Source organism: Pseudomonas sp. S30_BP2TU TE3576, from assembly GCF_050436025.1.
GTDB lineage: Bacteria > Pseudomonadota > Gammaproteobacteria > Pseudomonadales > Pseudomonadaceae > Aquipseudomonas.
The window spans coordinates 507,103-519,382 of sequence record NZ_JBNDLK010000001.1 but is presented as its reverse complement, the minus strand read 5'-3'; the positions used below and the strand labels follow the sequence as shown (position 1 = coordinate 519,382).

Below are 12,280 nucleotides of genomic sequence, written 5' to 3'. Positions count from 1 at the left end.
GAGCGCATGTTGCTGATCGATGAATACGACGCGGTGATTGGGTTAATCGACGAGTCTTATCGGCACTGGACCGGCGAACACCTGTCCGCCCCGGAATCGCTGACCAGACTTGAACGCCTGCACTGGTTGCACACCCACGCGCCGTCTGCTGGCCCACGGCACTGAAGACGATCCTCTGTTCTTCTACGCCAATGAACAGGCACTGGCCTAATGCCTATCAGTTAAGCGCTAATGCGATCTGTAGCAGCTGCCGAGCCCGCGAGGCTGCGTTCGGCTGCGTAGCAGTCGTGAGTCCAGCTGACGCGGTCTGCCTGACGTACCGCAATGACTGATTTTACGACTGCTTCGCAGCCGAACGCAGCCTCGCGGGCTCGGCAGCTGCTACAAAGGGTGTCGCGGCTGAAATTGCTTAACTGACTGGCATTAGGCACTGGCTTGCTTCAAGTGCCCGCGCTCGGAATTTCTGGGCATGCCCTCGCGCTTCAGCGCCTCACCACTGGACCGCGCCCTGCGCCAGTCCCTGCTGGAGCGGGTCTCGGCCAATGGCATTGCTCACGATTACAGTGGCTATCGGGTCGATCGGAAAGGTAATGCCTTCATGATTCATGAAGGCAAGGTGTGGACGTTGGTGGATTCGATGGGAGGTCGTCAGGGGCAGGCGGCTTTGTTCTGGCCGGATGTGGGGCGGGTTGGGCAGTTGGAGTGATGCACCCAAACGTTTAGCGGGCAACTGGTCGGCGAAAATCGATTTCACGCCAAACCAACCAATCATCTGGTTGTGCCTTGCTTGCCTCCGCTCTATCGGCGACCATAGGCGTCATATAGGGGTAGGGGGTATACGTATGTCGCACATTCACGAACACAAAGATGACTTGATCAAACGGGTGAAGCGGATTGCCGGCCAGGTGGAGGCCGTCGAGCGAGCGCTTGAATCCGATGCCGATTGCGCCAAGACCCTGCATCTGGTGGCCGCCATCCGGGGCGCGGTCAATGGCCTGCTGGACCAGTTCATCGACGCCCACGCCCGCGAGCATGTGGCGCATCCAGATCTCAGCGACGAAGAACGCGCACAGGGCGTGGAAGACTTGTTGCTGGCCATCCGTCGTTATGCCAAATAGAGGCCCGAATCCCATGGCACTGATACCGCAGGCTTCGCGTTTTTCTCACGACCATGTATTTCTCGGCGCTTCCCATGATGAAAACGCCCGTCGCACCTTATGGGTAGTGGCGCTGACGTTTGTGATGATGATTGGCGAAATTGCCGCCGGTTACATCACCGGTTCCATGGCGCTGCTGGCCGATGGTTTTCACATGGCCACCCATGCCGGGGCCTTGGGCATCGCTGCGGCGGCCTATGGATTCGCACGGCGCAATGCCAACAACGTGCGTTACAGCTTCGGCACCGGCAAGGTCGGGGATCTCGCCGGTTTTGCCTCGGCCATGGTGCTGGGGCTGGTAGCGATCGGCATAGCCGGGGAATCGGTTTTTCGCCTGTTTCAGCCAACTACAGTGGCATTCACCGAAGCGACAGTGATTGCGGTGGTGGGGCTGGCGGTGAACATTGCCAGTGCCTTTTTGCTGGCGGGCGACCACGGTCATCATGGTCATGATCACAGCCATGACCACGGCCATCATCACCATCACGACAACAACCTGCGCTCGGCCTATGTCCATGTGCTGGCCGACGCCTTGACTTCGGTGCTGGCGATTGCCGCATTGCTGGCAGGGCGCTATCTGGGATGGGTGTGGCTGGATCCGGTGATGGGCATCGTCGGCGCCATCGTGATCGCGAAATGGGCTGTTGGATTGATGCGTGACAGCGCCGCCGTGTTGCTTGATGTCACGGATACACACGTCGCCGACGAGATTCGTGAACTGCTCGAGTCGTCGGGCGATGTGCGCATCAGCGATCTGCATGTCTGGCAGGTCGGCCCTCAGGCGCGGGCCGCGATTGTCAGCGTTGTGGCGGCGGCCAATGTCAGCGCCGACACCATTCGCGAACGCCTGGCGCCGGTTCATGAGTTGTCTCACCTGACCGTCGAGTACCGCACGGCTTGAGCGGCATTCACGACTGAACCTTCGGTCAATCACTGAACAGTGGAATCCGTCCATTCGCGGAGGGGCGGTATTCCCGTTTCAGCTGGTCCAGTGCCGGCTCCATTGCTAGGAGCTGCTTGAGCGTCGCGCCAGCAATGCTCAACGCCAGCAATCGCCCCGGACATTGATGGCGCCCCGCACCAAAGGTGAAGCTGCGCCGGTTCGGGCGGTCGAGCAGGAAGGTGTCGGGGTTGTCGTTGAGCTGCGGGTCGCGATTGGCTGAGGCCAGCAGCACCAGAATCACGTCTGCGGCATTCAGCCTCACTCCGTCAATCTCGCAAGGGGCGGCGACGAAGCGGCGGGTGTTTTGTACCGGCGGGTCGAAGCGCTGCACTTCGGCCAGCAGGTCTTCGATAGGGGTTGATTCGCTGTGCAGCGACGGGTGTTGAATCAATGCCAGCACGGCATTGCCGATCAGACCGGCAGTGGCCTCGAAGGTCTGGGAGAAAAGGCCGATCAGGTTGGCGATCAGGGTTTGCGGCGCACCGGACGCGAAGCGCTGGCGGATGCCCGCAAGCAGAAGGCTGTGGTTGTCCGAGTCGGCCAGAAGCTCGACACAGTAACCGCTCAATTGTTCGGCGGCGGCATGGGCCGCAGTCAGTTGCGCCGGACGACTCAGGGGCGACAGGCAGGCCACGAAATCTGCCGTCAACTCGCTGATGGCGCGGCCTTGAGCCGGGGTGAAACCCAACAACGCCGCCACCACGCACACCGGCCCACGAAACATGGCGTTGTACAGGCCAGCGGCATCCGCGGTCATCAATCGGGCGCTGACCAGGGCCTCGACTTCCCGCCTATCGATCAACTCCAGCCCCGGCGCAATCGCCGACCGTGGACAACGCTGGCGCTCACCTTCATTCATACGCATCAGTTGACCGAACACCTGGCCGGCCATGCCATCGGCAATCGCCTTGGGGACTGGCTCCTGCGCGGGGCGAACGTGGCAATCGGGATGCGCCAGCACGGCGGCCACCGCATGGGCGTTGCTGGCCACCCACATGTTCAGCCCGGGATGGAAAACCAGCCCGCCCTCGGCGCGCAGTTGTGCGTAGTAGGGATAAGGATCGGCATGGGTCGCAGCGATGATCGGGTCCATGGGCACAGCCTTTTGTTGTTGGAAAGTGTTGCTACTATCTCCAGTCCGAAAGAGCGTTGATTCGTCCGGGAGCGAAATATGAGCGCAGAACAACACGACATCGGTGTCTCGCAAGTGGCGGCAGCCATCGCGGAGCCTGCACGGACGAAAATCCTTTGCTCACTGATGGACGGTCACGCTCGCACCAGCACCGAACTGGCGGCCGTGGCCGAAGTCAGCGCGTCGACCGCCAGTGCCCATCTGGCCAAACTCAAGGAGCTGGCGCTGATTCGGCTGCACGTCCAGGGACGTCACCGCTATTACAGCCTGGCGGACAAACGTGTGGCCCAGGCCCTGGAAGCGCTGATGGTGATCGGCCAGAACAGCGCGCCGAGCTTCCAGTCGCGTACCCCGGATCGCCTGCAATTTGCCCGCACCTGCTACGACCACATGGCGGGAACCCTGGCCGTGCTGTTGCATGACCGGATGCTCGAAGCGGGCTGGCTTGAGGAAACCGATGAACAGGCCTATCGCTTGAGCGACAGTGGTTCGGCAATGTTTCAAGGGCTTGGGATCGAGGTGCAGGACTTGAGCACCTTGCGCCGCCGTTTTGCCTGCCCGTGCCTGGACTGGAGCATGCGTCGGCCGCACTTGGGTGGATCGCTAGGGGCGGCGTTGTTGCAAACGGCGCTCAAGCGCAAGTGGGTGACGCAGGATCTGGACAGTCGTGCGTTGGGGCTGACGGCGTTGGGGCGTAAGGAGATGGCGGGGCGGTTCGGGGTTGAGTTGCCGCTGCTGGTTGAAGGCAACGGCAAAAGATCACTAATTGCGGCAGCTTCGACCACGCCGGGTGTATCCGTTAACGATCAATAGTATTTTTCCGGTTGTTTCTGTGGTGACTGACATACTGCCTTCGCGAGCAAGCCCGCTCCCACACTGGTATTGCACACTGAAAACCCCTGTGGGAGCGGGCTTGCTCGCGAAAGCGGTGTGTCAGGCAATGATGATGTGGAATCTGACGGCCCCTTCGCGGGCAAGCCCACTCCCACAGGGGGGCTGGTGTTATCAAGGGTGAGTTCCAGACAAAAAAGCCCCCCATAGGGTGACCGATGGGGGGCTTTTGTGTATCTGGCGTCAGGTCAGACTTTGACGATCCAGCCTGCTGGCGCTTCGATGTCGCCGGTTTGCACGCCGGTCAGCTCTTTGTAGAGCTTCTGGGTGATCGGGCCGACTTCGGTTTCGCTGTGGAACACGTGCAGGTGGTCGTTGTAGTTGATGCCGCCAATCGGCGTGATCACCGCCGCAGTACCGCAAGCACCGGCTTCCTTGAAGTCGGCGAGCTTGTCGATGAACACGTCGCCTTCGACCACGTCCAGACCCAGGCGGGACCTGGCCAGTTCGATCAGCGACAGACGGGTGATGCCCGGCAGTACCGATGGCGAGTTCGGGGTCACGAACTTGTTGTCGTGGGTGATCCCGAAGAAGTTGGCCGAACCGACTTCCTCGATCTTGGTATGGGTCAATGGGTCCAGGTAGATGCAGTCGGCGAAATGCGCCTTCTTGGCCTGGGAGCCCGGCATCAGGCTGGCGGCGTAGTTGCCACCGACCTTGGCGGCACCGGTGCCTTGTGGCGCGGCGCGGTCGTAGCTGGAGATCAGGAAATTGTGCGGGGTCAGGCCGCCCTTGAAGTAGGCGCCAACCGGGATGCAAAAGATCGAGAAAATGAACTCGGGAGCGGTACGCACGCCGATGTTGTCACCCACGCCGATCACGAACGGGCGCAGGTAAAGCGCGCCGCCAGTGCCATACGGCGGAATGAAACGCTCGTTGGCGCGGACCACTTCTTTACAGGCTTCGATGAACTGCTCGGTTTCCACCTGCGGCATCAGCAGGCGGGCGCAACTGCGCTGCATGCGCAGGGCGTTCTGGTCCGGACGGAACAGGTTGATCGAGCCGTCCTTGCAGCGATAGGCCTTCATGCCTTCGAAGCATTGCTGGCCATAGTGAAGAGCAGTGGAGCCTTCGCTGATGTGCAGCACGTTATCTTCGGTCAGGGTGCCTTTGTCCCACTCGCCATTGCGCCAGTACGACAGATAGCGCTTGTCGGTCTTGATGTAGTCAAAACCCAGCTTGTCCCAATTAATGCTTTCGTTACCCATGACACCCTCTATCACTTAACAACCGCCGAAACGGTTCAAGGCTTCTGACGTTTTTTGGATGGGGACAACAATACTTCATTCTTGGGCTAAATCGCAGCCCAGACTATCGGGTGATCGGCAGATAATTCGCATTGACCTTGAGAATTCGCGAGCAAGCCCGCTCCCACATTTGGAATGCATTCCCCTGTGGGAGCGGGCGTGCTCGCGAAGAGGCCATTACAGCCACCATTAATCGCCCCGACTCACAGATGCAACGCATGCCCCAGCGCACGCAACGCTGCTTCCTGCACGGCCTCACCCAGCGTCGGATGCGCATGGATGGTGCCGCCGATGTCCTCCAGCCGTGCGCCCATTTCCAGGCTCTGCGCAAACGCCGTGGACAATTCCGACACGCCGACGCCCACCGCCTGCCAGCCGACAATCACATGATTGTCGCGACGGGCGACCACGCGCACGAAGCCGCTTTTCGACTCCAGTGTCATGGCCCGGCCATTGGCGGCGAACGGGAAGCTCGACACGATGCAGTCCAGACCTGCGGTCTTGGCTTCGTCCGGGGTCTTGCCGACCACCACCAATTCCGGGTCGGTGAAGCACACGGCGGCGATGGCGGTCGGGTTGAACTCACGGGTTTTACCGCTGATCAGTTCGGCAACCATCTCGCCCTGGGCCATGGCCCGGTGCGCGAGCATCGGTTCGCCGCTCAGGTCGCCGATGGCATACACGTTGCGCATGCTGGTTTGGCAGCGGTTGTCGATCTTGATCGACGAACCGTTCATGTCCAGGTTCAGCGCTTCGAGGTTCCAGCCCTGGGTGTTCGGCTTGCGACCGACGGCCACCAGCACTTGATCGGTTTCCAGGTCAAGAATCGCGCCGTTCGGATCCAGAACTTGCAAGGTGTTTTGTTGCGAATCAAATCCTTGCACGCTGTGTTTCAAGTAAAGCTTCACGCCGAGTTTCTTCAATTCGTCGTGCACAGGCTGGGTCAGTTCGGCGTCGTAGGCCGGCAGGATGCGTTCCTGCGCTTCCACCACGCTGACCTCGGCACCGAGCTTGCGATAGGCAATACCCAGTTCCAGGCCGATGTAACCACCGCCGACCACGATCAAGCGCTTCGGTACCGAAGTCGGTGCCAGGGCTTCGGTGGACGAAATGATCGGCCCGCCAATCGGCAGCATCGGCAGGTTCACGCTCTTGGAGCCGGTGGCCAGCACCAGGTGTTCGCACTGGATGCGCGTATCGCCGACTTCCACGGTTTTGCCGTCGATGACCTTGGCCCAGCCCTGAACGACCTGAACCTTGTTCTTTTTCAGCAGCGCCGCGACGCCGGTGGTCAGGCGATCGACGATACCGTCCTTCCATTCCACGCTCTTGCCGATGTCCAGGGTTGGCGCCGAAACGCTGATGCCCAGGGCCGAATGCTGATTGTGGTGTTGCGTCTGGTGGAATTGCTCGGCGACATGGATCAGTGCCTTGGACGGAATGCAGCCAATGTTCAGGCAGGTACCGCCCAGCGATTGGCCTTCCACCAGAATGCTCGGGATGCCCAACTGGCCGGCACGGATCGCCGTCACATAGCCGCCAGGGCCGCCGCCGATGATCAGCAGCGTAGTGTTCAAAGTTTGCATCGAAGCTCCACTAAAGATCAGTCCACAAACAGCGTTGCGGGTTGTTCGAGCAGGCCGCGAAGGGCCTGGATGAATTGCGCCGCGTCCATGCCGTCGACCACCCGGTGATCGAAGGAGCTAGAGAGGTTCATCATCTTGCGGATCACGATCTGGCCTTTGATCACCATTGGCCGCTCGACGATCTTGTTGACGCCGACAATCGCCACTTCCGGCAGGTTCAGCACCGGCGTGCTGACGATGCCGCCCAAGGCGCCGAGGCTGGTCAGGGTGATGCTTGACCCGGACAGTTCATCGCGGCTGGCCTTGCCGTTGCGTGCAGCGGTGGCCAAACGGGAAATTTCCGCCGCGCTGTCCCACAGGCTGCGGGCTTCGGCGTGACGTACCACCGGCACCATCAGGCCAATATCGGCTTGCGTGGCAATACCGACATGCACGGCGCCGAGGCGGGTGATGACCTGTGCCTCGTCGTCATAACGGGCGTTGATCTGCGGGAAGTCACGCAGGGCGACAACCAGCGCACGGACCAGGAATGGCAACAACGTCAGCTTGCCGCGGGTCGCACCGTGTTTTTCGTTGAGGTGCGCGCGCAGCTCTTCCACAGCCGTGACGTCGATTTCTTCGACATAGCTGAAGTGGGCGGCGCGCTGGGTTGCGTCCTGCATGCGCTGGGCAATCTTGCGGCGCATGCCGATCACCGGGATCTGCTGTTCATCAGTGCGCTGAGCGTAAGCGGCTGCGACTGGCGCCGAAGCATTCGCCTGACCCTGGGCCAGATAGGCCTCGAGATCTTCATGCAGTACGCGGCCGGCCGGGCCGCTGCCACGCACCAGACGCAATTGAATGCCGAGGTCCAGCGCATGCTTGCGCACGGCCGGGGAGGCCAGTGGGCGTTCATCGGCTTCGCGGGCCACCAACGGGCCCTGGCACACGGCGGCCGGGCGCGGAGCTGCGACCGGTTTGCTTTCAACCACGGTTTCAACTTTGGGTGCGGCCACCGGGGCTTCTTTGACGGGAGCCGGTTGCGCCGATTCCTTAACGTTGCCCGCGCCTTCGACTTCGATGCTGATCAGCACGCTGCCGACCGCCATGACTTCGCCCGGCTGACCGCCAAGAGCGATCACCTTGCCATGCACCGGCGACGGAATATCCACCATCGCTTTATCTGTCATGACATCGGCCAGCACCTGATCCTCGACGACCATGTCGCCGACCTTGACGTGCCATACCGACAATTCAACTTCTGCAATGCCTTCGCCAATGTCCGGCATTTTAATAACGTGCGTGCCCATTCAGACCTCCATGACCCGTTTCAACGCCGCGCCCACTCGGGACGGGCCTGGGAAATACGCCCACTCTTGCGCGTGCGGATAAGGGGTATCCCAACCGGTGACGCGTTCGATCGGCGCTTCCAGGTAGTGGAAGCAGTGCTCCTGCACCAGCGCCGTCAGTTCGGCGCCGAAACCGCAGGTACGGGTCGCTTCGTGCACGATCACGCAGCGGCCGGTCTTTTTCACCGACTTGGTGATGGTTTCCAGGTCCAGTGGCCACAGGCTGCGCAGGTCGATGACTTCGGCATCGATGCCGGTTTCTTCAGCGGCGACTTGCGACACGTAGACGGTGGTGCCGTAGGTCAGCACGGTGACGTCCCTGCCCGGACGGGCGATCGCGGCAACGTCCAGCGGTACGGTGTAGTAACCGTCCGGAACCTGTGCGGCGGGGTGTTTCGACCAAGGGGTTACCGGGCGCTCGTGGTGGCCGTCGAAAGGGCCGTTGTACAAGCGTTTCGGCTCCAGGAAGATCACCGGGTCATCGTTTTCGATGGAGGCGATCAGCAAGCCTTTGGCGTCGTACGGGTTGGACGGCATGACCGTGCGCAGGCCGCATACCTGAGTGAAGAGTGCCTCGATGCTTTGGCTGTGGGTCTGGCCGCCGTAGATGCCGCCACCGCAGGGCATGCGCAGGGTCATCGGCGCGGTGAACTCGCCGGCCGAGCGGTAACGCAGGCGCGCGGCTTCGGAAATGATCTGATCGTAGGCCGGGTAGACGTAGTCGGCGAACTGGATCTCCACCACCGGGCGCAAACCGTAGGCGCCCATGCCCACGGCGGTGCCGACGATACCGCTTTCAGAGATCGGCGCGTCGAACACCCGCGAGGTGCCGTACTTGGCTTGCAGGCCTTCGGTGCAGCGGAACACACCGCCGAAGTAGCCGACGTCCTGGCCGAACACCACGACGTTGTCATCGCGTTCAAGCATCACATCCATGGCCGAGCGCAGGGCCTGGATCATGGTCATGGTGGTCGTGGTCATGGCGGTTTCCAGCTCGATATTGTTGTTGTGATCGTTCATGTCAGATCCCCAACTCTTGACGCTGGCGCTTCAAGTGCTCCGGCATCTCTTTGTAGACGTCTTCGAACATGGTCGCGGCGCTCGGAATCTGGCCGCCGGCGAGGGTGCCGTACTGTTCGGCTTCTTTTTGCGCGGCGATCACTTCGGCTTCCAGTTCGGCGCTGACGGCGGTGTGTTCCTCTTCGGACCAGTGACCGGTTTTGATCAGGTGCTGCTTGAGGCGCGCGATCGGATCGCCCAACGGGAAGTGGCTCCAGTCATCGGCAGGACGGTATTTCGATGGATCATCGGAGGTCGAGTGCGGGCCGGCGCGGTAGGTGACCCATTCGATCATGGTCGGGCCGAGGCCGCGGCGCGCACGTTCGGCGGCCCAGGCAGAGGCGGCATAGACCGCGACGAAGTCGTTGCCATCGACCCGCAGGGAGGCAATGCCGCAACCGACGCCACGACCGGCGAAGGTGGTGGCTTCACCACCGGCAATCGCCTGGAAGGTCGAAATAGCCCACTGGTTGTTGACCACGTTGAGGATCACCGGTGCACGGTACACGTGGGCGAACGTCAGGGCCGTGTGGAAGTCCGACTCGGCGGTGGCACCGTCGCCGATCCAGGCCGAGGCGATTTTGGTGTCGCCCTTGATTGCCGAGGCCATGCCCCAGCCCACGCCCTGAATGAACTGGGTGGCGAGGTTGCCGGAAATGGTGAAGAAACCGGCGTCCTTGACCGAGTACATGATTGGCAGCTGACGGCCCTTGAGCGGATCGCGCTCATTGGACAGCAACTGGCAGATCAGGTCGACCAGCGGTACGTCGCGGGCCATCAGGATGCTTTGCTGGCGGTAGGTCGGGAAGCACATGTCGTCGATGTTCAAGGCCAGGGCCTGGGCGCTGCCGATGGCTTCTTCGCCGAGGCTCTGCATGTAGAACGACATTTTTTTCTGACGCTGGGCGACCACCATGCGGTTGTCGTAGATGCGGGTCTTGAGCATGGCACGCATGCCCTTGCGCAGGATCTCCACCGGCACGTTTTCAGCCCAGGGGCCGAGGGCATTGCCCTGGTCGTCGAGCACGCGGATCAGGCCACGGGCCAGATCGGCCGTGTCGGCCGGTTCAACGTCGATGGGAGGTTTGCGCACCGTGCCGGCATCGGTCAGGTGCAGGTAGGAGAAGTCGGTTTTGCACCCTGGGCGGCCCGAGGGTTCGGGGACGTGCAGGCGCAGCGGTTCGTACGCTTGGGTCATGGCTTCTACGCTCGATCTTGTGAATTTCTTGTAGTGAGCTGACAGATTTCATTCGGTAAATGAAATCTTGTCCTACAACAATCATAGGCCCGCCCAAGAAGAATATTTCTCTCTGTTTCGTTGCGCTAAAGATCATTTGCAGATAAAAAATCTGCATAAACATAAAAAACTGGTGGTTTTGTCTCATGCGCAAACTGGACCGTACTGACATCGGCATTCTCAACAGCCTTCAGGAGAATGCACGTATCACTAACGCCGACCTGGCGCGCTCGGTGAACCTGTCGCCGACGCCGTGTTTCAACCGGGTCAAGGCCATGGAAGAATTGGGGGTGATTCGCGAGCAAGTGACGCTGCTGGACGCCGACCTGCTGGGGCTGCATGTGAACGTGTTCATTCACGTCAGCCTGGAAAAGCAGGTGGAGGAGGCGTTGCAGCATTTCGAAGAGGCGATTTCCGATCGCCCCGAGGTGATGGAGTGCTACCTGATGGCCGGCGATCCGGACTACCTGATCCGCGTGCTGGTGCCGACCATCCAGTCGCTGGAGCGTTTCATGATGGACTTTCTGACCAAGGTGCCGGGGGTGGCGAACATTCGTTCGAGCTTCGCGCTTAAACAAGTCCGCTATAAAACCGCGCTGCCATTGCCGGCCAATGGCCTGACCCTGGGCAATTAAACGCAAGCCCCTGTAGCCGCTGTCGAGCACCGCGAGGCAGCGTCCGGCGGCGAAGCCGTCGTCATCCAGCCAACGCGGTTTACCTGAACGAGCACGGGTGCAGGTTTTGCGTCGACTTCGTCGCCGAACGCTGCCTCGCGGTGCTCGACAGCTGCTACGGGGTCAGAATTTGTTCAGGGGGATTTTCAGGTAAGTCACGCCATTGTCCTCGGCCGGCGGCAAATTCCCCGCCCGTACATTCACTTGAATTGCCGGCAGCAACAGCGTCGGCATGCCCAGTCCGGCATCGCGCTTGGTGCGCATTTCAACGAAGGCATTTTCGTCGATGCCGTCGCGCACGTGGATGTTGCCTTTGCGCTGTTCACCGACGGTGGTCATGCAGTGCGGTTCGCGGCCCTCGGGCGGGTAGTCGTGGCAGACATACAGGCGCACGCTGGCGGGGAAGGCCAGCAGTTTGTGGATCGAGGCGAACATCTGGTTGGCATTGCCGCCGGGGAAGTCGCAGCGCGCAGTGCCGACGTCGGGCATGAACAGCGTATCGCCCACCAGAATCACATCGCCGTCGATCAGGTACGCCATGTCCGCCGGAGTATGGCCGGGTACGTGCAGTGCGGTGGCCTTGAGGTTGCCGATGCTGAAGGATTCATCCGGGGCGAACAGGTGATCGAACTGCGAGCCATCGCTGCGAAACTGCGGCTCAAGGTTGAACAGGGTCTTGAACACATCCTGGACCTTGCAGATTGACTGACCGATAGCGATCTTGCCGCCCAGCTCGCGCCGCAGATAAGGCGCGGCGGACAGATGATCGGCGTGGGCATGGGTTTCCAGCAGCCATTGCACCTGCAACCGGTGTTCGCGCACAAAGGCAATGATCCTGTCGGCCTGGGAGGTGGCCGTGCGGCCGGCAGCGGGATTGTAATCAAGCACCGCGTCGACAATCGCGCATTGTCCGTCATCGTCTTCGTAGATCACGTAACTGTAGGTCGACGAGGCGTCGTCAAAAAAAGCTTCAATCAGGGCAGGCATGGTGGCCAATTCTTTCGGGATAAGCGTTGAGGGTAGATT

Annotated in this window: 12 protein-coding genes and 1 pseudogene; 6 read left to right on the top strand and 7 right to left on the bottom strand. The window is 61.0% G+C overall.

What is annotated here, in order from left to right; all coding sequences use genetic code 11:
* Positions 1 to 6: 6 nt before the first annotated feature.
* The 4 genes and pseudogenes from ABIA48_RS02255 (at position 7) to dmeF (ending at position 2,058) form a co-directional block, all read left to right on the top strand.
* A complete protein-coding gene (locus ABIA48_RS02255) occupies positions 7 to 165 on the top strand; it encodes a hypothetical protein (RefSeq protein WP_429486878.1) in 159 nt (52 codons plus the stop codon).
* A gap of 262 nt (positions 166 to 427) precedes the next feature.
* A pseudogene (locus tag ABIA48_RS02250) lies at positions 428 to 706 on the top strand (MEKHLA domain-containing protein); the annotation flags it as partial.
* A 136-nt stretch (positions 707 to 842) separates the two neighbouring features.
* Positions 843 to 1,118: a metal/formaldehyde-sensitive transcriptional repressor gene (locus tag ABIA48_RS02245; protein WP_429486877.1), complete on the top strand. Its 276-nt coding sequence runs from the start codon at positions 843 to 845 to the stop codon at positions 1,116 to 1,118.
* A 13-nt stretch (positions 1,119 to 1,131) separates the two neighbouring features.
* Positions 1,132 to 2,058: a CDF family Co(II)/Ni(II) efflux transporter DmeF gene (gene dmeF, locus ABIA48_RS02240; RefSeq protein ID WP_429486876.1), complete on the top strand. Its 927-nt coding sequence runs from the start codon at positions 1,132 to 1,134 to the stop codon at positions 2,056 to 2,058.
* A gap of 25 nt (positions 2,059 to 2,083) precedes the next feature.
* Here dmeF and ABIA48_RS02235 read toward each other — a convergent pair whose 3' ends face one another.
* Complete coding sequence (locus ABIA48_RS02235; RefSeq protein WP_429486875.1) at positions 2,084 to 3,193, bottom strand: cytochrome P450; 1,110 nt, start codon at positions 3,191 to 3,193, stop codon at positions 2,084 to 2,086.
* Between the two features lie 78 nt (positions 3,194 to 3,271).
* On the opposite strand from ABIA48_RS02235, the gene ABIA48_RS02230 reads away from it, so the two are divergent.
* Positions 3,272 to 4,045 (top strand): ArsR/SmtB family transcription factor, encoded by a 774-nt coding sequence (locus tag ABIA48_RS02230; RefSeq protein ID WP_429486874.1) that lies wholly within the window; start codon positions 3,272 to 3,274, stop codon positions 4,043 to 4,045.
* Between the two features lie 266 nt (positions 4,046 to 4,311).
* On the opposite strand, the gene ABIA48_RS02225 is transcribed toward ABIA48_RS02230, so the two are convergent.
* The 5 genes from ABIA48_RS02225 to ABIA48_RS02205 form a co-directional block, all read right to left on the bottom strand.
* On the bottom strand, positions 4,312 to 5,331 hold the full coding sequence (locus ABIA48_RS02225) for a branched-chain amino acid aminotransferase (RefSeq protein WP_429486873.1): 1,020 nt from the start codon (positions 5,329 to 5,331) through the stop codon (positions 4,312 to 4,314).
* Between the two features lie 242 nt (positions 5,332 to 5,573).
* Complete coding sequence (gene lpdA, locus ABIA48_RS02220; protein ID WP_429486872.1) at positions 5,574 to 6,956, bottom strand: dihydrolipoyl dehydrogenase; 1,383 nt, start codon at positions 6,954 to 6,956, stop codon at positions 5,574 to 5,576.
* A gap of 17 nt (positions 6,957 to 6,973) precedes the next feature.
* Entirely contained in the window at positions 6,974 to 8,245 is a 1,272-nt protein-coding gene (locus ABIA48_RS02215; protein ID WP_429486871.1) for a dihydrolipoamide acetyltransferase family protein, read from the bottom strand.
* Positions 8,246 to 9,304 carry an alpha-ketoacid dehydrogenase subunit beta gene (locus ABIA48_RS02210; protein ID WP_429486870.1) on the bottom strand — a complete coding sequence of 353 codons (1,059 nt, stop codon included), beginning with the start codon at positions 9,302 to 9,304 and terminating at the stop codon, positions 8,246 to 8,248.
* 1 nt (position 9,305) lies between these two features.
* On the bottom strand, positions 9,306 to 10,541 hold the full coding sequence (locus ABIA48_RS02205; protein WP_429486869.1) for a 3-methyl-2-oxobutanoate dehydrogenase (2-methylpropanoyl-transferring) subunit alpha: 1,236 nt from the start codon (positions 10,539 to 10,541) through the stop codon (positions 9,306 to 9,308).
* Positions 10,542 to 10,726: 185 nt separating this feature from the next.
* Between ABIA48_RS02205 and bkdR the strand changes: the two genes are divergently transcribed.
* Positions 10,727 to 11,215, top strand: a complete 489-nt coding sequence (gene bkdR, locus ABIA48_RS02200; protein WP_007976593.1) for a Bkd operon transcriptional regulator BkdR — start codon at positions 10,727 to 10,729, stop codon at positions 11,213 to 11,215.
* A 162-nt stretch (positions 11,216 to 11,377) separates the two neighbouring features.
* Here bkdR and ABIA48_RS02195 read toward each other — a convergent pair whose 3' ends face one another.
* Complete coding sequence (locus tag ABIA48_RS02195; RefSeq protein WP_429486868.1) at positions 11,378 to 12,241, bottom strand: MBL fold metallo-hydrolase; 864 nt, start codon at positions 12,239 to 12,241, stop codon at positions 11,378 to 11,380.
* Positions 12,242 to 12,280 lie beyond the last annotated feature (39 nt).

Coding starts and splice junctions, on each gene's coding strand:
- ABIA48_RS02215 (WP_429486871.1), bottom strand. CDS start 8,245: ATGGGCACGCACGTTATTAAAATGCCGGACATTGGCGAAGGCATTGCA.
- ABIA48_RS02255 (WP_429486878.1), top strand. CDS start 7: ATGTTGCTGATCGATGAATACGACGCGGTGATTGGGTTAATCGACGAG.
- lpdA (WP_429486872.1), bottom strand. CDS start 6,956: ATGCAAACTTTGAACACTACGCTGCTGATCATCGGCGGCGGCCCTGGC.
- ABIA48_RS02210 (WP_429486870.1), bottom strand. CDS start 9,304: ATGAACGATCACAACAACAATATCGAGCTGGAAACCGCCATGACCACG.
- ABIA48_RS02205 (WP_429486869.1), bottom strand. CDS start 10,541: ATGACCCAAGCGTACGAACCGCTGCGCCTGCACGTCCCCGAACCCTCG.
- ABIA48_RS02230 (WP_429486874.1), top strand. CDS start 3,272: ATGAGCGCAGAACAACACGACATCGGTGTCTCGCAAGTGGCGGCAGCC.
- ABIA48_RS02235 (WP_429486875.1), bottom strand. CDS start 3,193: ATGGACCCGATCATCGCTGCGACCCATGCCGATCCTTATCCCTACTAC.
- bkdR (WP_007976593.1), top strand. CDS start 10,727: ATGCGCAAACTGGACCGTACTGACATCGGCATTCTCAACAGCCTTCAG.
- ABIA48_RS02225 (WP_429486873.1), bottom strand. CDS start 5,331: ATGGGTAACGAAAGCATTAATTGGGACAAGCTGGGTTTTGACTACATC.
- ABIA48_RS02195 (WP_429486868.1), bottom strand. CDS start 12,241: ATGCCTGCCCTGATTGAAGCTTTTTTTGACGACGCCTCGTCGACCTAC.
- ABIA48_RS02245 (WP_429486877.1), top strand. CDS start 843: ATGTCGCACATTCACGAACACAAAGATGACTTGATCAAACGGGTGAAG.
- dmeF (WP_429486876.1), top strand. CDS start 1,132: ATGGCACTGATACCGCAGGCTTCGCGTTTTTCTCACGACCATGTATTT.